General features: G+C 41.3%; 28 protein-coding genes. 3 read left to right on the forward strand and 25 right to left on the reverse strand.

Features of this window, described 5'->3' with window-relative positions; all coding sequences use genetic code 11:
* The 11 genes from HMPREF2957_RS04070 to HMPREF2957_RS04120 form a co-directional block, all read right to left on the reverse strand.
* Positions 1 to 393 carry a hypothetical protein gene (locus HMPREF2957_RS04070; protein ID WP_006153606.1) on the reverse strand — a complete coding sequence of 131 codons (393 nt, stop codon included), beginning with the start codon at positions 391 to 393 and terminating at the stop codon, positions 1 to 3.
* A gap of 9 nt (positions 394 to 402) precedes the next feature.
* Positions 403 to 1,143: a class I SAM-dependent DNA methyltransferase gene (locus HMPREF2957_RS04075; protein ID WP_070677776.1), complete on the reverse strand. Its 741-nt coding sequence runs from the start codon at positions 1,141 to 1,143 to the stop codon at positions 403 to 405.
* Between the two features lie 312 nt (positions 1,144 to 1,455).
* Positions 1,456 to 1,806, reverse strand: a complete 351-nt coding sequence (rsfS, locus tag HMPREF2957_RS04080; protein ID WP_070677693.1) for a ribosome silencing factor — start codon at positions 1,804 to 1,806, stop codon at positions 1,456 to 1,458.
* 11 nt (positions 1,807 to 1,817) lie between these two features.
* Positions 1,818 to 2,318: a cysteine hydrolase family protein gene (locus tag HMPREF2957_RS04085; RefSeq protein ID WP_070677695.1), complete on the reverse strand. Its 501-nt coding sequence runs from the start codon at positions 2,316 to 2,318 to the stop codon at positions 1,818 to 1,820.
* Positions 2,319 to 2,912: a bis(5'-nucleosyl)-tetraphosphatase (symmetrical) YqeK gene (yqeK, locus tag HMPREF2957_RS04090; protein ID WP_070677697.1), complete on the reverse strand. Its 594-nt coding sequence runs from the start codon at positions 2,910 to 2,912 to the stop codon at positions 2,319 to 2,321. It abuts the gene before it with no gap.
* The gene (locus HMPREF2957_RS04095; RefSeq protein WP_004251404.1) at positions 2,912 to 3,541 is read right to left on the reverse strand and encodes a nicotinate-nucleotide adenylyltransferase; all 630 of its coding nucleotides are present in this window, start codon (positions 3,539 to 3,541) and stop codon (positions 2,912 to 2,914) included. Before HMPREF2957_RS04095 ends, yqeK begins: the two co-directional genes overlap by 1 nt.
* A gap of 48 nt (positions 3,542 to 3,589) precedes the next feature.
* The gene (yhbY, locus tag HMPREF2957_RS04100) at positions 3,590 to 3,901 is read right to left on the reverse strand and encodes a ribosome assembly RNA-binding protein YhbY (RefSeq protein ID WP_004251407.1); all 312 of its coding nucleotides are present in this window, start codon (positions 3,899 to 3,901) and stop codon (positions 3,590 to 3,592) included.
* Positions 3,902 to 4,114: 213 nt separating this feature from the next.
* Positions 4,115 to 5,221: a ribosome biogenesis GTPase YqeH gene (gene yqeH / locus HMPREF2957_RS04105; RefSeq protein WP_070677699.1), complete on the reverse strand. Its 1,107-nt coding sequence runs from the start codon at positions 5,219 to 5,221 to the stop codon at positions 4,115 to 4,117.
* A gap of 2 nt (positions 5,222 to 5,223) precedes the next feature.
* Complete coding sequence (locus HMPREF2957_RS04110) at positions 5,224 to 5,751, reverse strand: YqeG family HAD IIIA-type phosphatase (RefSeq protein WP_070677703.1); 528 nt, start codon at positions 5,749 to 5,751, stop codon at positions 5,224 to 5,226.
* Positions 5,752 to 5,767: 16 nt separating this feature from the next.
* Positions 5,768 to 6,673: a magnesium transporter CorA family protein gene (locus tag HMPREF2957_RS04115; protein WP_070677705.1), complete on the reverse strand. Its 906-nt coding sequence runs from the start codon at positions 6,671 to 6,673 to the stop codon at positions 5,768 to 5,770.
* 51 nt (positions 6,674 to 6,724) lie between these two features.
* The gene (locus HMPREF2957_RS04120; RefSeq protein ID WP_070677707.1) at positions 6,725 to 7,291 is read right to left on the reverse strand and encodes a mechanosensitive ion channel family protein; all 567 of its coding nucleotides are present in this window, start codon (positions 7,289 to 7,291) and stop codon (positions 6,725 to 6,727) included.
* Positions 7,292 to 7,520: 229 nt separating this feature from the next.
* Between HMPREF2957_RS04120 and HMPREF2957_RS04125 the strand changes: the two genes are divergently transcribed.
* Positions 7,521 to 8,489: an aromatic acid exporter family protein gene (locus HMPREF2957_RS04125; RefSeq protein ID WP_070677709.1), complete on the forward strand. Its 969-nt coding sequence runs from the start codon at positions 7,521 to 7,523 to the stop codon at positions 8,487 to 8,489.
* 53 nt (positions 8,490 to 8,542) lie between these two features.
* On the opposite strand, the gene HMPREF2957_RS04130 is transcribed toward HMPREF2957_RS04125, so the two are convergent.
* Both HMPREF2957_RS04130 and typA read right to left on the reverse strand, forming a co-directional pair.
* Complete coding sequence (locus HMPREF2957_RS04130; protein WP_004251425.1) at positions 8,543 to 8,797, reverse strand: DUF3165 family protein; 255 nt, start codon at positions 8,795 to 8,797, stop codon at positions 8,543 to 8,545.
* Between the two features lie 19 nt (positions 8,798 to 8,816).
* On the reverse strand, positions 8,817 to 10,658 hold the full coding sequence (gene typA, locus HMPREF2957_RS04135) for a translational GTPase TypA (protein WP_004251427.1): 1,842 nt from the start codon (positions 10,656 to 10,658) through the stop codon (positions 8,817 to 8,819).
* A 161-nt stretch (positions 10,659 to 10,819) separates the two neighbouring features.
* On the opposite strand from typA, the gene HMPREF2957_RS04140 reads away from it, so the two are divergent.
* A complete protein-coding gene (locus tag HMPREF2957_RS04140; RefSeq protein WP_070677710.1) occupies positions 10,820 to 11,545 on the forward strand; it encodes a pseudouridine synthase in 726 nt (241 codons plus the stop codon).
* 39 nt (positions 11,546 to 11,584) lie between these two features.
* Here HMPREF2957_RS04140 and HMPREF2957_RS04145 read toward each other — a convergent pair whose 3' ends face one another.
* The 7 genes from HMPREF2957_RS04145 to HMPREF2957_RS04175 all read right to left on the reverse strand — a co-directional run bounded on the left by HMPREF2957_RS04145 (position 11,585) and on the right by HMPREF2957_RS04175 (position 15,059).
* Positions 11,585 to 11,812 carry a hypothetical protein gene (locus HMPREF2957_RS04145; protein WP_070677712.1) on the reverse strand — a complete coding sequence of 76 codons (228 nt, stop codon included), beginning with the start codon at positions 11,810 to 11,812 and terminating at the stop codon, positions 11,585 to 11,587.
* An 85-nt stretch (positions 11,813 to 11,897) separates the two neighbouring features.
* Positions 11,898 to 12,278 carry a rhodanese-like domain-containing protein gene (locus HMPREF2957_RS04150; RefSeq protein ID WP_004251440.1) on the reverse strand — a complete coding sequence of 127 codons (381 nt, stop codon included), beginning with the start codon at positions 12,276 to 12,278 and terminating at the stop codon, positions 11,898 to 11,900.
* A 5-nt stretch (positions 12,279 to 12,283) separates the two neighbouring features.
* Complete coding sequence (locus tag HMPREF2957_RS04155) at positions 12,284 to 12,508, reverse strand: YqgQ family protein (RefSeq protein ID WP_024053574.1); 225 nt, start codon at positions 12,506 to 12,508, stop codon at positions 12,284 to 12,286.
* A 58-nt stretch (positions 12,509 to 12,566) separates the two neighbouring features.
* Positions 12,567 to 13,028, reverse strand: a complete 462-nt coding sequence (locus HMPREF2957_RS04160) for an ECF transporter S component (protein WP_070677715.1) — start codon at positions 13,026 to 13,028, stop codon at positions 12,567 to 12,569.
* Positions 13,006 to 13,779: a bifunctional hydroxymethylpyrimidine kinase/phosphomethylpyrimidine kinase gene (locus HMPREF2957_RS04165; protein ID WP_070677718.1), complete on the reverse strand. Its 774-nt coding sequence runs from the start codon at positions 13,777 to 13,779 to the stop codon at positions 13,006 to 13,008. Before HMPREF2957_RS04165 ends, HMPREF2957_RS04160 begins: the two co-directional genes overlap by 23 nt.
* Positions 13,769 to 14,518: a tRNA pseudouridine(38-40) synthase TruA gene (truA, locus tag HMPREF2957_RS04170; protein WP_070677721.1), complete on the reverse strand. Its 750-nt coding sequence runs from the start codon at positions 14,516 to 14,518 to the stop codon at positions 13,769 to 13,771. Before truA ends, HMPREF2957_RS04165 begins: the two co-directional genes overlap by 11 nt.
* Before the next feature lie 85 nt (positions 14,519 to 14,603).
* Positions 14,604 to 15,059, reverse strand: a complete 456-nt coding sequence (locus HMPREF2957_RS04175) for a GNAT family N-acetyltransferase (protein WP_070677722.1) — start codon at positions 15,057 to 15,059, stop codon at positions 14,604 to 14,606.
* A 70-nt stretch (positions 15,060 to 15,129) separates the two neighbouring features.
* On the opposite strand from HMPREF2957_RS04175, the gene HMPREF2957_RS04180 reads away from it, so the two are divergent.
* Positions 15,130 to 15,792 (forward strand): prepilin peptidase, encoded by a 663-nt coding sequence (locus tag HMPREF2957_RS04180; protein WP_070677724.1) that lies wholly within the window; start codon positions 15,130 to 15,132, stop codon positions 15,790 to 15,792.
* On the opposite strand, the gene trpA is transcribed toward HMPREF2957_RS04180, so the two are convergent.
* Genes trpA through trpD form a run of 5 tightly spaced genes read right to left on the reverse strand, consistent with a single transcriptional unit; the run spans position 15,761 to position 20,091 of the window.
* Positions 15,761 to 16,543, reverse strand: a complete 783-nt coding sequence (gene trpA, locus HMPREF2957_RS04185) for a tryptophan synthase subunit alpha (RefSeq protein WP_070677726.1) — start codon at positions 16,541 to 16,543, stop codon at positions 15,761 to 15,763. The genes HMPREF2957_RS04180 and trpA overlap by 32 nt on opposite strands.
* Positions 16,536 to 17,759, reverse strand: coding sequence for a tryptophan synthase subunit beta (gene trpB, locus HMPREF2957_RS04190; RefSeq protein ID WP_070677728.1), 1,224 nt, complete (start codon positions 17,757 to 17,759; stop codon positions 16,536 to 16,538). The genes trpA and trpB overlap by 8 nt, the downstream gene beginning before the upstream one ends.
* On the reverse strand, positions 17,737 to 18,336 hold the full coding sequence (locus HMPREF2957_RS04195; protein ID WP_070677730.1) for a phosphoribosylanthranilate isomerase: 600 nt from the start codon (positions 18,334 to 18,336) through the stop codon (positions 17,737 to 17,739). The genes trpB and HMPREF2957_RS04195 overlap by 23 nt, the downstream gene beginning before the upstream one ends.
* Positions 18,323 to 19,090, reverse strand: coding sequence for an indole-3-glycerol phosphate synthase TrpC (trpC, locus tag HMPREF2957_RS04200; protein WP_070677731.1), 768 nt, complete (start codon positions 19,088 to 19,090; stop codon positions 18,323 to 18,325). Before trpC ends, HMPREF2957_RS04195 begins: the two co-directional genes overlap by 14 nt.
* Positions 19,087 to 20,091, reverse strand: coding sequence for an anthranilate phosphoribosyltransferase (gene trpD, locus HMPREF2957_RS04205; protein WP_004251462.1), 1,005 nt, complete (start codon positions 20,089 to 20,091; stop codon positions 19,087 to 19,089). The genes trpC and trpD overlap by 4 nt, the downstream gene beginning before the upstream one ends.
* Between the last annotated feature and the right edge of the window lie 10 nt (positions 20,092 to 20,101).

The raw sequence follows: 20,101 nt of genomic DNA on the forward strand, positions 1-20,101 counted from the left end.
CTAATGACGAAATCTACGATACCGCTCAGGCAATCTTCCTCTCCAGTTAAGCCATTGTTTTTCTCCTACTGGAAGGATTTCTGCCAGTTGTTCGTTGCTATAATTTTTTTGTAACTCAGGATAAGCTATCAACATAGTTGGTCTATGGCATCCAGCAACCGTCATTGGCCATGTTCCATACATCAGCATATGTCGGATATCATCCTCTGATTTTATTCCATTTACTAACATATCAAAAAGCTTCTTAGACATATCGTAAACGACTAACTCTGAAAACACGGTTCCTTCTTCCTGAACATAGAAGTATTGCCCATCTTTTTCCCAAAGCGTTCCATTTTGACGGATACGATTAAACTGCGAAACTTCTTCCCAAGAATATTTTGATCGAACCATATCCATCTCCTACTTCTGTGCGACGAAAAACCAACGGGTACTAGTCTCTGTTGGCTCCTTGTCCTCAAAGTCCGCAAAAAGTTTAAAGGACTTAAAACCAGCTTGTTCCAACAAAATGTCATAGGTCAAAACTTCGTATGTACGCTCCTCATGGACTTCATCATGACGACTAAAGGAACCGTCCGCTTCTTTGATAAAGAAAGTCAGTTCATGCACGATGGAATGTGGTGCTGCATCCTCATAGGTATCCCAGAGCATGGCAAAATCTTCCGCATTTTCATGATAAGAATAACCTGGGAAAACCTCATCAGTCTGGTAGGTCGAATGCACATCAAAGATAAAGACTCCGTCCTCATTGAGGGCATTATAGACCTCCTTAAAGACATCCCCTACTTCCACCTCGTCCTGCATATAGCAGATAGAGTCCGAATAGCAAGTCACAAAGTCGTATTTACCTGCCTTGGACAGGTCCAACATATTGCCTTCAATAAAATCAATCTTTTGCTTGGCTGAAGTAGCTCTCTTTTCGGCAATCTTCAACATATCCGCGCTCAAGTCCAGTCCAGTTACATCAAAACCAGCCTGCGAAAAGCGGACAGACTGAATTCCTGTCCCACAAGCCAATTCCAAGAGTCTCTTTCTCTCCTTAGTCTTAGGTAGATGACGGAGGGAAAAGTCCGTCCACTTGTCGTATAAACTATCATCCATGACTGCATCGTAAACAGCCGCAAAAGTTTCATAAGTAGCCATAATTAAGATACAAAGAGCGTTAAAAGCAAGGAGAAAATAGGAAACTTTCTGCTGTATCGTCAGATACAAAGGAAGTTTATCTTTTTCTCGCAGCTTTTAGCTCGTGTTTAGTTTCGAGATGAACAAAACACGACGCTCTTACCTTTCAATCAATTTTTCTAAAATAAGCAAATAAAACCCAGTTGACTGCAACTGAGTTCAATTGTAACGCTATAGTCTTTTCGTTTGCTTTTAGTACTAGGCAACGAATTGCAGGCATAACTAGAGTTAGGCAAAATGAGTTAACGCCGTAATAAAAGATAAAGGAAAAGACTATAAAGTTTCTGAGAGGTCTACAGAGGCAGCCTCATGCCATAGTTTTTCTAGGTTATAGTGAGCACGCATTTCTTCTGAGAAGATATGCACTACTACACCACCGAGGTCGAGTAAGACCCAGCCTCCAGTTGCATCACCTTCAACATGACTACCTTTAAAGCCTGCTTGAGCTACTTTTTCACGGATATTTTCAGCGATAGCATCTAACTGACGGCTATTCATAGAGCTAGTGATAACAAAGTAGTCTGTCACACTAGTTAATTCTTGTACATCAAGTGCGAGGATATCCTCAGCACGTTTCTCATCAGCCGCTTTCACGACTAGTTCTAGTAATTCTTTTTCCTTCATTTAATCCTCTTTTAAAAAATATTTTTACAATCTAGGACATCTGCAAAGCGCCCCTCCCAAATGCCCTCATAAAATTCATTTATCGTTTCTGCTGGAATGTCATCCCCATCAAACGTTGTGCAAGTTCCTTCTGGAATAATAAGCTGATAGCCATATTCAAAAGCAACCTTGACAGAGGTATCCACACAATATTCAGTCTGCATACCACATAAAACTAATTTTTCAATTCCCTGTTTATCCAAGTATTCTCTTAAACCAGTTTCTTTGAAAATACTATTATACTTCTTCTGAAAGACCTTTTCATCAGGTTTTCGACTTAAAAGCTCAGATAACTGCCAATCTTCTGATGTTTGGGCTTCAGGGTTCTCAATATGTTGAACATAGATAATTTCGATATTCTTACTTCTAGCTTGGTTTTGTAAATAAGAAATCTTTTCCAATAGACTATCTGTCTTAAAACCTGTTTCCACTAAAATATTTTGTACATCAATAATGATAAAAGCCGTCTTCATTTAATTCTCTTTCAAATAGTGCACATAGGCGTTATAGGTTTCAAGGGTTTGGGGATAGATGGGAAATCCCTGGCGAGCTAAATGCTCTACAGTACGAGCTGTTTCGTAGGCCACAGCCTTATTGAGCGATAGCTCAGCAATCTCACGTGCCTGGTCCACCCCTGGAAAGGCACGATTGTGCTCGATATAGTCTGCGACGTAGATGACCTTATCAAGGTCCGTCATCTGGCCAGCACCGACCGTATGGATTTCAATAGCTCGCAGGATTTCAGGTTTTTGCAAGTTCAAATCTTCCTTGATTTTGTAAATGCCGACCATACCATGCCAGACATTATTGCTCCAGTTTTTGAGGTCAGGGTCTAGCTGATAACGGTCAATCAAGTCTAGGAATTCCTGATCTGACAACTTTTTAGCATAGTCATGAAGGAGACCTGCAAGACCAGCTTTCTCAACATCCACACCAAAGCGCTGAGCCAATTCTATGGCTGCACGCTCTACACCCAAACAATGGGTTAGGCGTTTCTCGGGTAGAAGCTCTGCCATTTTCCCCAACAATTCCTCTCGGGAACAGTTGATGTAGTCTTGATATGCCATTAGTAGAGACCTTCTTTCTCGATATAGTCTAGCACTGGTTTGGGTAGGAGAAAGTTAGGTGTTCGTCCTTGGGCGATAAAATCACGTACCATACTGGATGAAATATCCATAAGAGGCACATCTACCCAAATGACTGGATAAGAAGTCCCAGCCTTGTAGCGTGGTCGTTGAACTCCTACAAACTGAACGAGGTCGACCAATTCATCAATTCTGTACCACTTAGGCAGATAGTCTACCATGTCAGCACCGATGATAAAGTAATAATCTGTATCTGGATTCTTCTCTGTCAAAATCTTCATGGTGTCGTAGGTATAGGAAATACCCTTACGCTCCAGCTCGATGGTCTCAATAGCTAAACCTTCGATTCCGTCAATTGCCAATTCAAGCATCTTGAGGCGGTGGTGTTCAGAAATGGTTTCCTTTTTGTCTACGTGAGGTGGTTGGTATTCAGGCATAAGCAGCACTTGATCCAATCCCAACTGTTGGCGCACTTGGTCTGCGACGATAAGGTGGGCATTGTGAACAGGGTTAAAATTTCCCCCTAAGATTCCAACTTGCTTACGTTTTTTATCCTTGATTTCTGGCTCTAACTCCACTTTTGTAAAGGGAGTTAATAATTCGATTGCCATAGGCTAATCTCCTTTAGTCTTCTGTAAAAACAGTTTGGGAGTATATGCTTAGATTTCTTTGACTCTTTTAGAAATCTTGCGATTTTCTTTCTTGCTTGATTGTTTATACAAAATCAAGATACGACCAATTTTTTGTACTGTATCCACACCGATTTCTTCTTCCAAGATTTCAGCTACTTCGTGGATGTTTTCATCTGTGTTTTGCAAGAGAGTAACCTTGATCAATTCGCGGGCGTCAAGTGCCTGACGAACGCTGGTTTTGATTTGGTCGTTGAGTCCATTTTTCCCGATTTGAATAATGGGTTTGAGGGTGTGTGCCTGGCTGTTGAGGAAGGCACGTTGTTTTGATGTTAATGACATAATTCATTTAAAAGAGTTTCTTTTTATACTTTTCTGAAGTGGTGACGGACGTCAGCAAAGTCCTCTGGACTTTCATGACTAAAATTTGAGCCTAAAGTCTCAAATTTTCCTCAGTTGGTACAATCACTTGTACCAACTAACACCACGGCGAAAAGTATCTTCTAGGGGCTCGCAATGCTCGCCTTTATAAAGATAACTCTTTCCTTTCTGTGTTTAAATAATTGCTTTTCGTGTGACGACTGCGACGCCTTCTGGTGCCCAGACGGCGACTTTGGCAGTTCCTGTTACACGGATCCAGCCTAGTCCTGAGATAACGAGGTCTGTCTTATCTTTGATAGTAAAGACATGTTGGACCAGTTTGGGAAAATCTTCTTTTTCCTTGCTATTTGGTGGTGTAAGGAGGGTTCCAAGGTGCTTGTCGTAAAAGGCACTCGCTCCTTCAAGCTTGGTACGATGAAGTTTGAGTTCATTGTCAAAGAAAGCTGTGAAGCCTTGCTTCTCTCCTGCGATGAAGTCAAAGCGTCCCAAACCTCCTAAAAAGAGAGTTTGTTCAGGATTGAGCTGGTAAGTTTTAGGTTTGATTTCCTTTTTAGGGCTGACATACTTGAGGTTTTTAGCCGTCAAGTAGTGGGCCATCTGATGACGATGGATAATTCCAGGCGTATCGTAGATATAAGAACCATCATCGAGCGGAATTTCAATCTTATCCAAGGTTGTTCCTGGGAAGCGTGAAGTTGTGATGATGTTCTGGTCACCCGTAATTTCCTGGATAATAGCATTGATAAGAGTTGATTTCCCAACGTTGGTAACCCCAACTACATAGACGTCACGACCCTTACGGTAGTGCTCAATTTTATCAATGACTTCCTTGATAGCATGCTTGTTTTGGGCTGAAGTCAGAACGACGTCAACAGGACGTAGACCTTCTTCGTGGGCACGTTCCATGAGCCATTGACTAATCTTACCTGGTTTAACAGACTTAGGTAGGATGTCTTTTTTATTTCCAACCAAGAGAACATCATTGCCTGATACAAAACGAGGCAATCCTGGGATAACAGAGCCATTAAAGTCAAAGATATCAATAACATTGACCACCAAGGCATCACTGTCTCCCACCTCGTGCAAGAGTTTTAGAAAATCATCATCCGTCAACTGCACATCTGTGATTTCATTGTAATGACGAAGACGGAAACAACGTTGGCAATAAACTTCACCAGTTTCCAAACCTTTTTCGAGTGCTGACTGAGGCGTAAAGCCTAGACCGGTCTTATCTGTCGTCTGAATGGTTGCTCCACAGCCAATACAGAGAATTTCTTCCATAGTTAGATTCCTTTTTTATATGTGATAGGCCCGTACTTTTCAGTGATTTGTTTCATGACACGGCGCTCACGAGCACGGTTAATCTTCGTTTTGATAGAGTCATGCTGGACCAAGGGTTTGACCAAAATCGAACGAATCCCTGCTCGGTGAGCAGCTCGAATATCCGTCATGAGTTGATCCCCAACCATGACCACTTCGTTTTTCTCATAGTGGAATTCCTTCATAGCACGATCAATCCCGAAAGTAAAAGGCTTCAAAGCCCAGTAGACATAATCAATCCCAAATTTTTCAACTGCTCGTTGGACACGTTTTTTAGAATTATTTGAGACTACAATAATGCGAATCCCTGCGTCACGAAGGTCATGCAACCATCGTTTCATCTCTGGAGTCCCGTCAGGGTTATTCCAAGCAATCAGAGTATTGTCCAAATCCACCAAAACAGCTTTGATCCCTTGGTTTTTCAGGCTTTGGACTGTCAAATCATAAACTGCTTCTACAGCAAAGTCTGGCATGTAGTTTTCAATCACCATTTTGGTTCCTTTTCTTTTATTTTCTAGTAATTTTCTTCAGCCATTGAGATAAGGCCGCCCATAAAATCAAGCTAGTCATTAAGATATAAATCCAAGCATTTGGCTCTTCTGTAAATGGTAGAGGAACATTCATTCCGAAGAAACCTGTAATAACCGCAAGTACTGCTAGTAAGACGGAGATAATAGTCAAAATTGTCAAACTATCATTCAGGTTGTTGTTTAGGATGTTGTTGTAAGAAGCTGAGAGTTGTTGCAAGACTTGAGAAATCAAGTCTGTCATAGACACCAACTGATGGGCTTCAATCATCGCATCATCAAACTGCTCTCGTTCGACATCATTAAATTTCCGATAAAGAGCATGGCCCTGGATATGTTCCAAGAGGAGTCGATTTTGTTTTGCTGCTGCTGTCAAGTAAACCATACCAGTCTCCAAGTCAGAGAGGGCGAAGAGATTTTTCTTTGTTGTAGTTTGACGTAGCAAGGCACTAATTACGTCCTTACTTTTATCCATCTCTTCAATGACAGGATAATAAGCGTTACTGATAATCTCTAAACCAGCAAAGAGAAACTTGTAAATCGAAATAATTTCATGAGTTTTCAGATAAGTTAGCATACGTTCAATCACATAGGCATTCTTATGATTGCTGATTGTGATGATTCGTTGTTTTTCAACGATAAAGGTCATGGGAATGGCTTCATAGTATTCCTTGTCTTTTTCTAGGTCAAGAACATTATAAATAAAGGTCACAGTCCCATTCTCACGGTTGTAATCCATATGGGCTCTTTCATTTCTATCCAGAGCATATTCGATGGTTTCCTTATCCAAACCATAGATTTCAGATAAATCTTCAAGATTTTTAATTTTTTCGATATCAAGATTTATCCAGGTACAACCATTTCCTAATTGTTTATCTAAAACCATCATTTCTCCTCTGTCAAACTCCCTCTATTGTACCATAAATCAAGTAAAATTTCAGTTCTGTTCATCTCTTGAAAAATTACTAACCACAGTAATATTACGGTTGGGAACAAAGTGGAGAGCCTGGTCTTCACCTCTTAGTTGAGTGGTTCGAATGCCGACACTAACTACTTTTCCCGATACAGTAATGGGACCATTTGTCAGAACAACTTCATCCCCTACATCCAACTGGCGTTCAAAGAGAATAAAGAAGCCATTGATAACATCTGATAAGAAGCCCTGCGCCCCCATACCAATTGCAACCCCAGCAATCCCAGCACCAGCTAGTAAACTGGATACAGGTAGTCCTAGGATAGACAAAATGCAGTAAACTAAAAAGAAATAAAGGGTGTAATTAAAAATATTTTCTAATAAACGCGAGATTGTCTTTTGTCGTCCTGCATCACGTTTTGAATACTTAAGTGAAGGCTTCACAATTCTCTTGACAGCTGCATGGAGAAGCTGTTTAGCTATGTAAAATAGCACAAATAAAATTAAAAGAGAAATCACTTTCGTTAAAAGATTCTCAAATACCGTTGTTAAATCTAGCTTATTAAAATAACTTTTAAAAAATTCTTGCATGTAAAACTCCTTTCTAATTATTATACCACAAAACGAAGTTGTGTCTGGCTTCATAAGTATTCATTCCAGGTCCATCAAACATACATAGACTTGATTTCAAAGCATATTTATACTATAATCAAACCACTACAAAAAGAAGCAATTAGTTACTCAATGAGTCTATTGAAATAACTCATTGTCTCCTACCCACCACTGAAACTTTCAATCACTTATCCCAAGGAAGTATTTGATGTCTATCACACAACGTACTTTAAAACTAGTCCTAGCAACCTGTTTTGCCTGTTTACTAGCCTACTTTTTTGATTTGTCATCAGCTGTATCAGCTGGTATCATTGCTATCTTGAGTCTTTCTGATACTCGAAGAAGCACGATCAAACTAGCCCGCAATCGTCTTTTTTCAACTCTTCTAGCTCTCTTAGTTGGTGTTATAGCTTTCCAACTGACTGGCTATCATATTTGGAGTTTTGGACTTTACTTAGCAATCTATGTTCCTCTAGCCTATAAACTGGGTTGGGAAATTGGAATCACTCCTAGTAGCGTTCTGGTCAGCCATCTCTTAATCCAACAATCAACAGCACCAGCACTTTTACTGAATGAGCTCTTACTCTTCCTAATCGGTACTGGATTTGCACTTCTGGTCAATCTCTACATGCCTTCACGTGAAAAAGAAATTCAACATTATCATACGCTTGTTGAAGAAAAACTCAGAGATGTTCTTCTACGGCTTTCTTACTATCTGAAAAGAGGAGATGGCCGTAATCAGGCTCAACTTGTAAATGAACTTGATCAACTGCTTGAGGATGCTCTTAAGCTAGTTTACCTCGATCACTCTGACCATCTCTTTCACCAGACAGATTATCATATCCACTACTTTGAGATGCGGCAAAGACAAACGCGTATCTTAAGAAATATGGCTCAACAGATTAACACATGCCAACTAGCTGCTAGTGAGAGTTTGATTGTCGCTCAGCTCTTTTCAAAGACAGCTAGCCAACTGAGTCAAACCAATCCAGCCTACGACTTATTGAATGATATCGAGAGCTACCTAGAGGTGTTTCGCAATCGATCTCTCCCTAAAACTAGAGAAGAGTTTGAGACACGGGCTACGCTTCTACAACTCTTTCGTGAATTAGAACATTTTATCCAGATAAAAGTAGATTTCTACAACCGTTATTCTGACAAAAACAGTAACAAATAAAAACTTCTATCGGCAACTGAGTTGCTGATAGAAGTTTTTTGTTATGAATAGATTTAATTTTCGCGCTTCTTTCGAATCGACATGAGACTGATATCTCTCAAACTAAAGTAAGTAAGAGCCAGCATTCCCAATGTAATAAAGATTTCTGCTGGAAGTTGGAAAATCTGCAGGGCAGACAAGAGCAACAAGATTACGAGGGCAACAAGTCCAAAGACTAATATTACAACATTGACTGTCCCCTTGATACTTTGAGGTGTCGCAAATACATAGAGTAGTAATAAGAGTATCCCTATGATTAAATAGACCATCTTTATCTCTTTCTAGCTCTTATTCAGCTGATTTTTTCTTTTTGTTTGCTTTCTCACGCTCTGCCTTGTTGAGGATTTGTTTACGCAAACGAATAGATTCAGGCGTTACTTCCATGTACTCATCGTCGTTCAAGAACTCAAGTGATTCTTCAAGAGTCAAGATACGAGGAGTCTTGATAACCGCTGTTTGGTCCTTAGTAGCGGAACGAACGTTGGTCATTTGTTTTGCTTTCGTGATATTAACAGTCAAGTCATTTTCACGAGAGTTTTCCCCGATGATCATTCCTTCGTAAACCTCAGTACCTGGGTTGACAAAGATAGTACCACGTTCTTCGATCGACATGATTGAGTAGGTTGTTGCTTTACCAGCATCGATTGAAACAAGGGCACCACGGTGACGTCCACCAATTTCTCCTGGAATCAATGGCAAGTATTGGTCGAAGGTATGGTTCATGATCCCGTAACCACGAGTCATTGACAAGAACTCAGTTGAGTATCCAATCAAACCACGCGCAGGAACTAGGAAGACCAAACGAGTTTGACCGTTACCAGTTGAAATCATATCCAACATTTCACCCTTACGTTCAGAAAGGCTTTGGATAACAGATCCTTGGTATTCTTCTGGTGTGTCGATTTGCACGCGCTCAAATGGCTCACACTTCACACCATCGATTTCTTTGACGATAACTTCTGGACGAGATACTTGAAGCTCATAACCTTCACGACGCATAGTCTCGATGAGGATTGACAAGTGCAATTCCCCACGTCCTGAAACTGTCCATTTATCTGGTGAGTCTGTTGGATCTACACGAAGAGATACGTCTGTTTGCAATTCTGCTTGAAGACGCTCTTCAACCTTACGAGAAGTCACCCATTTTCCTTCACGACCAGCAAATGGTGAGTTGTTAACCAAGAAGGTCATTTGAAGAGTAGGTTCGTCGATGTGAAGAACTGGAAGAGCTTCGACTGCATCTGTTGGAGTGATTGTTTCCCCAACGAAGATGTCTTCCATACCTGATACGGCAATCAAGTCACCAGCCTTAGCTTCTTGGATTTCACGACGTTCCAAACCAAAGAAACCAAAGAGTTTTGTAACACGGAAGTTCTTGGTTGTACCATCAAGTTTAGAAAGAGTAACTTGGTCTCCGACCTTAACAGTACCACGGAAGACACGTCCGATACCGATACGACCAACGAAATCATTGTAGTCCAAGAGTGACACTTGGAATTGAAGTGGCTCATCTGAGTTATCGATTGGAGCTGGAATGTGGTCAATAATGGTATCAAAGATTGGCGCCATAGTCTTTTCTTGGTCGGCTGGATCATCTGACAATGAAGATGTTCCGTTGATTGCTGAAGCATAGACTACTGGGAAGTCAAGCTGATCATCATCTGCACCAAGCTCGATGAAGAGTTCCAAAACTTCATCCACTACTTCTGCTGGACGAGCTGATGGTTTGTCAATTTTATTGATAACAACGATTGGGACAAGGTCTTGTTCCAAAGCTTTTTTCAATACGAAACGAGTTTGAGGCATAGTACCTTCGTAAGAATCCACTACCAAGACTACACCGTCAACCATTTTCATGATACGTTCAACTTCTCCACCGAAGTCCGCGTGTCCTGGTGTGTCCATGATATTGATACGAGTTCCGTTGTAGGCAACTGCTGTATTCTTCGCAAGGATGGTAATTCCACGCTCTTTTTCAATATCGTTTGAATCCATTGCACGTTCAGCTAATTCTGTACGCGCATCAAGAGTTTCAGATTGTTTTAATAATTCGTCAACGAGTGTTGTTTTACCGTGGTCGACGTGGGCGATAATCGCGATATTACGGATATCTTCTCTTAATTTTGTCATGATTTCCTCTGTTATATTCAAAAATTTATTTTCTAACTGAGCAATTATACCACAATTTTAAGCAAATGACTTAACTCAAGTAAGTGTAAATGTTTTCAAAAGAAAATTCATGACTTATCTTTTCTTTTCAAAAATCCCGACTTGTGATAAGATAGGCTGGTATGCGTTTAGATAATTTATTAGCCCAGGAAAAAATCAGTCGAAAAGCCATGAAACAGGCTCTCCTAAAAAAAGAAATCTTAGTAGATGGAGTCCCTGCTACTTCCCTTGCACAAAATGTTGATACGGGATTACAAGAGTTGATTTTTCAGGGTAGAAAAATCCAAGGATATGAGCACACCTATCTCATGCTTCACAAACCAAATGGTGTCGTGACAGCAAGCAAGGACAAGAAGCTCCCAACGGTTATGGACATACTACCTCAACACCTCCAATCAGACCAACTCTATGCTATCGGTCGGCTAGATCGAGATACGACAGGGCTCCTCCTCTTAACAAACAATGGCCCTCTAGGTTTTCAACTTCTCCACCCTCAATATCATGTCGATAAAACTTATCAAGTTGAAGTGAACGGATTGCTCACACCAGATCACATCCAGCAGTTCAAAAACGGGATTGTCTTTCTTGATGGAACTATTTGTAAACCTGCTCAGCTTGAGATTCTATCTTCAAGTCCTAGTATCAGCCGAGCAACCATCACCATCTCTGAAGGGAAATTTCATCAGGTCAAGAAAATGTTCCTCTCAGTCGGTGTCAAGGTCACTGCCCTCAAAAGAGTTCAGTTCGGAGATTTTCTATTAGATCCTGACCTAGCAGAAGGTCAATACCGACTCTTGAATCAAGAGGAATTGAAAATTATTAAAAACCACTTAACGAAAAGTGGATAAAACAAAAAAGCTTTAAAACTAAAGCTTTTTTGTTTTTGATTAGCTAAAAATCATTGCGATGGCTGCAATCCAGTTAAGTACAGAAATGACAATACCTACGATATTGAGAATTTTTTCTGTTTTATACACTAGTTCAGATTGTTTTTCGTGCGAATTAGCCAAAACAAGTCCAATGATACCCAAAACAAGACCTACGATTGGAGATAACAAACCAAGGACGATAGATAGGATACCTAAAACAAGTGATGCTTTTTTCTTTTCTTGCATAATAAAAACTCCTTAAATTTAATACAAATTAATTATATCACAAAAAGCTAGATTTATCTACAATTCAATAACTTTTTACAGAATATTAGCTGGTCTTAACCTTGCCTGTCCAAGAATCCAATCCGTAAGAAAGGATATAAATTTCTGAGAAACCTTGTTTTTTCAAGAAAAGTGCTGCATTGGTTACACGTTGCGCACGTTGGTTTTCATATAGAAGGACAGGTTTATCCTTGCGAAGAGCTGCAAGACTTGTCTTCAATTGATTTGAAGGAATATTACGAGCTCCGAGGATATGTTTTCTGTGGAAGTCAGCTGGCTCACGCAAGTCAATTAGCTGACCTGTACGAATCAAAGATTCAAACTCTGCATTGTCTACAATTTTTGCTGCACGGCGAATACGAAGATAGTTGTATCCCATCCATGCCAACATCGCCACTACAAGTCCCCATAATACCCAAGTTACCATAATATCTAATCTCCATTTTTTTCTAAATAGTCTAATTCTAGTTTGTGCTCTCTGCGAAGAACAGCCTCCGCTTCTAGATAATCCAGCTTATCCATCAAGCCAGCATCGTAGATTCGAGAAAGTTCTATCTTCATTAGTTCAATATCATAGAGGCGTTTGCCCATATAGACAAGAATGCCGAACTGTTTAAGAAATTGTTGCACATCGTAGAGTGTTTTCATAGCTTTCATTTTAGCAAAAAATCAGAGTTTTTTCAATAGTTCCCATGGAGGATTGCTCTTTTTACTATTATCTAGCTTTCTTCACACTATGACAAAGAAGAAAGCCTACTGTCATACCAACGATATTTTGCACAAGATTTGGGACGATTTCTGGTATGGCTGCTCCCCAACCATTCATCCAAGCCGATGCAAAAGCGTAACCTGCCACCATGATGATAGTTGCCAAGACTAATCCTAGCCACTGCCATTTCCCTTTAACACCTGCCAAATATCCCTGCGAACCATGGAAAATCAAGCTAAAGAACATCCACTGGGGGTAACCTGAAATCAGGTCAATTAGAAATCCCGCTAATCCTCCGACAACAGCTCCTTCGCGACTCCCAAAGTAAAAGGCCGTAAAGAATATTCCTGCATCCAAAAGTGTTAGAAATCCTGTTGGTGTTGGGATTTTTACGAAATAGCCCAAAACTACGGATAGAGCTGCTAGGATGGATACTAGGGCGATTTTACTTGTTTTTGTTTGCTTCATATTGTCTTACTCCATACTGATCTGCTTGTGCAATGGCACGGTAAACAAAGGCTTTGGAACTTTCAATTGCTGGTAAGAGCTCCTCTCCCTTGACTAACTGGCTGGCAATGCTTGATGCAAAGGTACATCCTGCACCAGCATTTTGTCCTTGAATGACTGGATTTTCAAGAATGGTAAAGTTCTCTCCATCATAAAAGACATCCACAGCCTTATCCTGACTGAGGCGATTTCCACCCTTAATAATCACTGCTGGCGCACCCAAGTCATGTAATTTCTGCGCTGCATCCTTCATATCGTCCAAGGTTTCAATCTTTTGGCCTGCTAGCAATTCTGCCTCAGGAAGATTGGGTGTAATTACAGTCACATAAGGGAAAAAGCGAATCAACTCTTGGCAAAGCTCGCTGACAGCAACATCATGCGTTTCCTTACAAACGAGAACTGGATCCAATACCACTGGAACTCCTTTACGTTCCTTGATAAAGTTAAGAGCTTTCTCAGCAACACCAACAGTCGGTAAGAGACCAATCTTAATCCCTACAAAGTCTACGCTCTTCAGACTATCCAACTGTTGTTGGAAAATAGTCTCATCTGTCGGAAAGACCTCAAAACCATTTTCCGTCAAAGCAGTTAAGCAAGTCATAGCTACAAAACCATGCAAACCATTTAAAGTATAGGTCGCAAGGTCAGCAGCTAGTCCACCACCACTAAAAATATCATTTCCTGAAAGTGCTAAAATACGATTATTCTTCATAACGAATCTCCTTCAAATACAAACCATTGGGTGCTGCAGTTGGACCTGCCAACTGTCTGTCTTTTTTCTCCAAAATCAGGTCAATCTGCTCTATCGGCATTCTGTTATTACCAATTTTCAGCAAGGTCCCAACCATATTTCGAATCTGCTTATAGAGGAAGCCATTGCCAGAGAAAGTAAAGGTCAAAAATTGACCGGTCTCGTCAACCCTAAGACTGGCTTCCGTGATCGTTCTTACCTTGTCCTCCACACTGGTTCCGGCAGCAGTAAAACCGGTAAAATCATGGGTTCCTTCTAATTTCTTCATAGCCTTTTGCATGCGTTCCACATCTAGTGAATAGGGATAGTGGGTGGCATAATGACGTCTCATAGGATTTTTAGGACGCCCTCTATCCACGATAAACTCGTAGGTCTTGCTATGCTTGGCATAACGGCAATGAAAATCATCAGCCACTACCTCAATCGAAATGACATCTATATCTTCAGGACTTTGAGTATCGAGAGCAAAGCGAAGCTTTTCCTCATCCATCTGATAGGGAAGATCAAAGTGGATAACCTGCCCTAGCGCATGAACACCACTATCCGTTCGCCCTGCACCATGGATGGTAATGGCCTGCCCTTTATTTAATTTGGTTAAAGTTTTTTCAATTTCCTCTTGGACACTACGCGCGTGTGGTTGCCGCTGAAAACCAGCAAAAGCGTAGCCATCATAGGAAATGATTGCTTTATATCTAGTCATATGTCTATTTTATCAAGAAAATCTCTCTGCAACAAGTTTGAAAACCAAAAATTGTACGGGTGCAGTTTTAGATATCAACTAGTCCTTACCTCGATTTTCTCATTATATATTTTCGTACAGGTACTTCAACCATTTGAACGATTTCAAAACCTTCTTTTTGGTAAAGATTGTAAGCTGTTTGATTTGCCTCGTAGACATTTAGAGAAATAGTATCTATGTCTTCATTTTCAAAGGCCAAACTAACAAATTTCCTTAAAGCCTGGCTACCTAATCCCTGCCCCTGTTTCTGAGGATTGATAAAAAATCTCCCGATATGAAGATTCCTGTCTTCTAGCCTGATTTTCTGGATAAGCCCCACAAACTCTTGTCCATCAAATATTGAAAAAATTCCTTCCAAATCTTGCAAGACTTGAATTGTCAAGGGAAAAGGAATCATTGGTCCCATCCATTGCTTCTGAAAACTTTCTCCCAAAGCATTAGACCAGCGACAAATGAGTTGGGCATTTTCTATCTGAAGTCCTTTTTCAAAGTGAATTTTCATATTTGCTCCTAAAATTTCTCCTTTATCCAACTATTATACTCTTTCTCTTATTTTTTCCGAATAAATAAGTATGATTCATCTTTACTTTTTTCTTGTTGGAGCTATTTTTGCTTCCTTTCTTGGATTGGTCATTGATCGTTTCCCTGAGCAATCCATTGTTTTCCCTGCTAGTCACTGTGATTCTTGTCAGACTCGCTTGAAATCACTGGATTTGATTCCATTTCTCTCACAGGTATTCAATCGCTTTCGCTGTCGCTATTGCAAGTCAAGCTATCCTGTCTGGTATGCCTTCTTTGAGTTGTCTTTGGGACTGCTCTTTCTAGCTGAGTCTGTGGGATTTTTAACTTTTGGGCAAGTCATCTTGATAACTGCCGGCTTGACTTTGGGCATCTACGACTTTCGTCATCAGGAATATCCCTTGCTCGTCTGGCTGATTTTTCACTTATTCCTCATGGTTTGCTGTGGTTGGAATCTAGTTATGATTTTCTTTCTTATCTTGGGAATTTTGGCTCACTTCATCGATATCCGCATAGGTGCAGGGGATTTTCTCTTTCTGGCCTCTTGTGCACTTATTTTTAGCCTAACTGAAATGCTGATTTTAATTCAATTTGCCTCCACGACCGGTATCCTAGCCTTTCTCCTACTAAAGAAAAAGGAAAGACTTCCTTTTGTGCCTTTCCTCTTACTGGCTGCTTGTATGATTATTTTTGGTAAGCTACTGCTTCTCGGATAAAGTCAGCGATTTCTGCTACTTGTCCTTCATGTAGAGCCTTAACAATCTTGGAACCGATGATAACGCCATCTGATACTGCATTAAAGCGTTCTACATCAGCCTGTGTGGATACACCAAAACCTGTCAATACTGGAATGTTAGCTACCTCATGAAGTTGATTCAAGTGCTTGTCCAAGTCATCTCGGTAATTTCCTGCTTTCCCTGTGACCCCATTGATAGCAACGGCATAGACAAAACCTTCAGCCCCTTCAATGAGTTCCTTTTGACGCTCCATTCCTGTCGTCAAGCTGACAAGTGGAATCAAAGCAATGTCTGTATTCACCAAAAAGGGCTCTACAAAGTTAGCGTGCTCATGAGGTAGGTCTGGAATAATCAATCCCTTAACCGCTGTATCAGCAAGATCTCTGACAAATTTCTCCACACCGTACTGAAAGAGGGGGTTGAAGTAGGTCATGATAACAAGTGGCACCTCTGTTTCAATGGTTTTCAAGGTTTCAACCAACACCTGGGTAGAAGTTCCGTGGGCTAAACTGCGCAAGCCTGCTTCTTCGATAACAGGACCATCTGCAACAGGGTCTGAAAAGGGAACTCCTATCTCAACGGCAGACACACCCAAGTCTTCTAAAAAGTGGATTGTTTCAGCAAGTCCATCCAAACCTTTTTCATGGTCTCCAGCCATGATATAGGGAACGAAAATTCCTTTTCCTGCTGTTTTAATAGCGTTCAATTTTTCTGTTAAAGTCTTAGGCATGAGCTTCTCCCTTCTTTGCTGCATCTGCTTCCAAGCGGTCCTTGACTTGAACCACATCCTTGTCCCCACGACCTGATAGACAGACAATCATGGATTTGTCTGGTCCAAGTTCTTTGGCCAATTTCACTGCAAAGGCGATAGCGTGACTGGATTCTAAGGCTGGGATAATCCCTTCCACACGAGACAAGAGTTGGAATCCTTCCAAGGCTTCCTCGTCTGTCACTGGTACATAGGTCGCACGTTTGATATCATGGTAGTGAGAATGCTCTGGACCGATACCTGGATAGTCCAAACCTGCTGAGATAGAGAAGGCTTCTAAAATTTGACCATGAGCATCTTGGAGTACATCCATAAGGGAACCGTGAAGAACACCTGGGCGACCCTTGGTCAAGGTAGCTGCGTGGTGCTCTGTATCCACACCAAGTCCTGCTGCTTCAGCCCCATACATAGCTACAGACTCATCTTCTACAAATGGGTGGAAGAGCCCAATAGCGTTAGAACCACCACCAACACAGGCTACTAGGGCATCTGGCAAATCCTGACCTGTTAAGTCACGGTACTGTTGTTTAGCTTCTCGACCAATAACACTTTGGAAGTCACGAACGATTTCTGGGAAAGGATGAGGGCCTAAGGCAGAGCCTAGGATATAGTGAGTATCATCGATATTTGCCACCCATGAACGCAGGGCTGCATTGACCGCATCCTTGAGCACGCGCGAACCATCTGTTACGGCCTCTACCTTGGCTCCTAAAAGTTCCATACGGAAGACATTGAGGGCCTGGCGCTTGACATCTTCCTCACCCATGTAGATGGTACATTCCATGTTAAAGAGGGCTGCAGCAGTTGCAGTTGCCACACCGTGCTGACCGGCTCCTGTTTCAGCGATAATTTTCTTTTTCCCCATACGTTTAGCGAGGAGAACTTGTCCTAAGGCATTGTTAATCTTGTGGGCACCTGTATGGTTAAGGTCTTCACGTTTGAGGTAAATCTTGGCTCCGCCGATATGCTGGGTCAAGTTTTTTGCGTAGTAAAGAGGTGTTTCACGACCTACATATTGGCGCAAAAGTTGGTTTAACTCCTCTTGGAAACTTGGATCTGCCTGACTTTCACGATAAGCCTCTTCTAATTCCAATACTGCTGTCATCAATGTTTCTGGGACAAAACGTCCACCGAATTTCCCGTAAAATCCATCTTTATTTGGTTCTTGATATGCCATTCTTTGCCCTCTCTATAAATCTTCTAATCTTTTCATGATTTTTTTGTCCGTCTGTTTCTACTCCGCTTGATACATCTACTGCATAGGGAGAGAAATGCTGAATTGCTCTTGCTACATTGTCTTCGTTAAGCCCACCTGCGATGAAGAAAGGCTGGGCCAGTTCTGTCGTATCCAGTTGCCCCCAGTCAAAGGTTTGTCCACTCCCTGCCACAGGAGCATCAAAAAGTAGATAATCTGCCTGCGAATTGGGTACATGCCCCCCTTCATCGACCTGAACAGCCTGAATGCTGCCACAAGGTAGATTTTCAAATAGTTTATCTACTACCTGACCGTGAACTTGTACAAAGTCCAAACCAACTTTGTCTACCGCTTCTAACAGTTCTGCCCGACCGGGTGAAACAAATACTCCAACCTTTTGAATATGGCTAGGAATAAACTTAGCCAGCTCTGCTGCTTGTTCCAAGGTCACCTGTCTTTTGCTAGGAGCAAAGACAAAACCAATATAGTCTGCTCCAGCTGACACAGCCGTTTTTACCGCTTCTATATTCGATAGTCCACAAATCTTAACCTTTGTCAATTTGCAACTCCTTGATTCTCTGGGCTACATCTTCTGCTTGCATGAGGGCTGTTCCTACTAAAATTCCGTTAAAGTATGGTGCAACACGTTTTGCATCCTCCTCTGTAAAAATAGCAGATTCGGAAATGTAGAAGCAATCATCCTTAAAGTGTTTGGCCAAGTCTACGCTTGTCTGCAAGTCGACTTCAAAGGTTGTTAAATTGCGATTGTTGACACCAATAATTTGAGCTCCAAGTCTATGAGCCACTTCCAGTTCAACAAGATTATGAGTTTCCACCAAAACTTCTAGACTCAGTTCTGTCGCGTAGTCATACAGTTCCTTGAGGCGTTCTTCTGATAAGGCCGCTACGATGAGTAAGATAACTGTCGCACCTGCATTGCGAGCACGGATGATTTGCTTTTCATCGATGATAAAGTCCTTGTTGAGCGTCGGAATCTCTACCTGACTAGAAATTTCCCGCAAATAATCCAAATGCCCTTTAAAGAAAACCTCATCTGTCAGAACAGAAATCATAACCGCGCCGTTAGCCTCGTAAGTCTGGGCCTGTTGTACGATATCCACATCGAGATTGATATCACCTAGACTTGGGCTTGCCTTTTTGACCTCAGCAATGATTTGCAAACGGTCTTGGTGATTCTTCAAAAATTCTGCCAAACGATAGGTCTGACGCAAGGATTGAAGCTCCTCTCGCTCCATCTTTTCAACTTCACGCGCCTTTTGCTCTAGGATACGTGATAAAAATTCCTGACTCATCTTTGATACTCCTGTAATAGTCTGAGTTTTTCAAGGGCCTTACCACTGGCAATCACTTGACGTGCCAATTCAACTCCGTCCTTGATACTGTCTGCTTTACCATTGGCGTAGAATCCGAGACCTGCATTTAAGACTGTTGTTTCCAAGAATGGACTTGGTTCGTTATTAAGAACACTGACAAGAATGGCTGCATTCTCATGAGCATTTCCTCCACGAATGTCTTCAATAGCAATGCGTTCCATTCCCAAATCTTCTGGAGTAAAGGTTGATAAAGTAATTTCACCATTTTCAAGAAGGGCAATACTGGTAGTTCCATTCAAACCAGCTTCATCCAACCCTTCTGGACCAGCTACTACAATGGCACGTTTGCGACCCATGTTTTTCAAAACCTGAGCAGTACTTTCCAGAAGCTCTGGACGACTAATTCCTAGAAGCTGTGTTTCCAAAACCATTGGATGGATGAGCGGTCCTGTCAAATTCATGATGGTTGGAATTCCCAACTCCAAACGAGCTGGCATGATGTATTTCATGGCTGGGTGCATGTTTTTGGCAAAGAGAAAGACGATTCCTGTTTGGTCAAATACCTTACCCAATTGTGATGGTTTGAGATCAATATTGATTCCCAAAGCTTGCAAGACATCTGCTGAACCAGATTTAGAAGAGATAGAACGATTGCCATGTTTGGCCATGTTAATACCACCACCTGCCAAGACAAAGGCTGCAGTTGTTGAGATGTTAAAGCTAAATGACTTATCTCCACCTGTACCACAGTTATCCATAGCATCTTGAATGTTTGTTGGAATGTGTTGAGCATGTCCTCTCATAACTTGAGCGAGGGCTGTTCTTTCTTCAGGTGTTTCTCCCTTCATCTTGAGTGCTAAAAGGAGTGATGCGATTTGTGCTTCGGTTACTCGCCCTGTCACGATGCGTTCGATAACATCTGTCATTTCAACACTTGATAGGTCTTCAAAGTTGGCTAATTTTTCAATAATTTCTTTCATTTTGTGTTCC

The organism is Streptococcus sp. HMSC062D07 (assembly GCF_001814215.1).
Lineage (GTDB): Bacteria > Bacillota > Bacilli > Lactobacillales > Streptococcaceae > Streptococcus > Streptococcus infantis_I.

Bases quoted from the DNA above. Each gene is read 5' to 3' on its own strand.
- HMPREF2957_RS04070 (WP_006153606.1), bottom strand. From the start codon at position 393: ATGGTTCGATCAAAATATTCTTGGGAAGAAGTTTCGCAGTTTAATCGT.
- HMPREF2957_RS04075 (WP_070677776.1), bottom strand. From the start codon at position 1,143: ATGGCTACTTATGAAACTTTTGCGGCTGTTTACGATGCAGTCATGGAT.
- rsfS (WP_070677693.1), bottom strand. From the start codon at position 1,806: ATGAAGGAAAAAGAATTACTAGAACTAGTCGTGAAAGCGGCTGATGAG.
- HMPREF2957_RS04085 (WP_070677695.1), bottom strand. From the start codon at position 2,318: ATGAAGACGGCTTTTATCATTATTGATGTACAAAATATTTTAGTGGAA.
- yqeK (WP_070677697.1), bottom strand. From the start codon at position 2,912: ATGGCATATCAAGACTACATCAACTGTTCCCGAGAGGAATTGTTGGGG.
- HMPREF2957_RS04095 (WP_004251404.1), bottom strand. From the start codon at position 3,541: ATGGCAATCGAATTATTAACTCCCTTTACAAAAGTGGAGTTAGAGCCA.
- yhbY (WP_004251407.1), bottom strand. From the start codon at position 3,901: ATGTCATTAACATCAAAACAACGTGCCTTCCTCAACAGCCAGGCACAC.
- yqeH (WP_070677699.1), bottom strand. From the start codon at position 5,221: ATGGAAGAAATTCTCTGTATTGGCTGTGGAGCAACCATTCAGACGACA.
- HMPREF2957_RS04110 (WP_070677703.1), bottom strand. From the start codon at position 5,751: ATGGTGATTGAAAACTACATGCCAGACTTTGCTGTAGAAGCAGTTTAT.
- HMPREF2957_RS04115 (WP_070677705.1), bottom strand. From the start codon at position 6,673: ATGGTTTTAGATAAACAATTAGGAAATGGTTGTACCTGGATAAATCTT.
- HMPREF2957_RS04120 (WP_070677707.1), bottom strand. From the start codon at position 7,291: ATGCAAGAATTTTTTAAAAGTTATTTTAATAAGCTAGATTTAACAACG.
- HMPREF2957_RS04125 (WP_070677709.1), top strand. From the start codon at position 7,521: ATGTCTATCACACAACGTACTTTAAAACTAGTCCTAGCAACCTGTTTT.
- HMPREF2957_RS04130 (WP_004251425.1), bottom strand. From the start codon at position 8,797: ATGGTCTATTTAATCATAGGGATACTCTTATTACTACTCTATGTATTT.
- typA (WP_004251427.1), bottom strand. From the start codon at position 10,658: ATGACAAAATTAAGAGAAGATATCCGTAATATCGCGATTATCGCCCAC.
- HMPREF2957_RS04140 (WP_070677710.1), top strand. From the start codon at position 10,820: ATGCGTTTAGATAATTTATTAGCCCAGGAAAAAATCAGTCGAAAAGCC.
- HMPREF2957_RS04145 (WP_070677712.1), bottom strand. From the start codon at position 11,812: ATGCAAGAAAAGAAAAAAGCATCACTTGTTTTAGGTATCCTATCTATC.
- HMPREF2957_RS04150 (WP_004251440.1), bottom strand. From the start codon at position 12,278: ATGGTAACTTGGGTATTATGGGGACTTGTAGTGGCGATGTTGGCATGG.
- HMPREF2957_RS04155 (WP_024053574.1), bottom strand. From the start codon at position 12,508: ATGAAAGCTATGAAAACACTCTACGATGTGCAACAATTTCTTAAACAG.
- HMPREF2957_RS04160 (WP_070677715.1), bottom strand. From the start codon at position 13,028: ATGAAGCAAACAAAAACAAGTAAAATCGCCCTAGTATCCATCCTAGCA.
- HMPREF2957_RS04165 (WP_070677718.1), bottom strand. From the start codon at position 13,779: ATGAAGAATAATCGTATTTTAGCACTTTCAGGAAATGATATTTTTAGT.
- truA (WP_070677721.1), bottom strand. From the start codon at position 14,518: ATGACTAGATATAAAGCAATCATTTCCTATGATGGCTACGCTTTTGCT.
- HMPREF2957_RS04175 (WP_070677722.1), bottom strand. From the start codon at position 15,059: ATGAAAATTCACTTTGAAAAAGGACTTCAGATAGAAAATGCCCAACTC.
- HMPREF2957_RS04180 (WP_070677724.1), top strand. From the start codon at position 15,130: ATGATTCATCTTTACTTTTTTCTTGTTGGAGCTATTTTTGCTTCCTTT.
- trpA (WP_070677726.1), bottom strand. From the start codon at position 16,543: ATGCCTAAGACTTTAACAGAAAAATTGAACGCTATTAAAACAGCAGGA.
- trpB (WP_070677728.1), bottom strand. From the start codon at position 17,759: ATGGCATATCAAGAACCAAATAAAGATGGATTTTACGGGAAATTCGGT.
- trpC (WP_070677731.1), bottom strand. From the start codon at position 19,090: ATGAGTCAGGAATTTTTATCACGTATCCTAGAGCAAAAGGCGCGTGAA.
- trpD (WP_004251462.1), bottom strand. From the start codon at position 20,091: ATGAAAGAAATTATTGAAAAATTAGCCAACTTTGAAGACCTATCAAGT.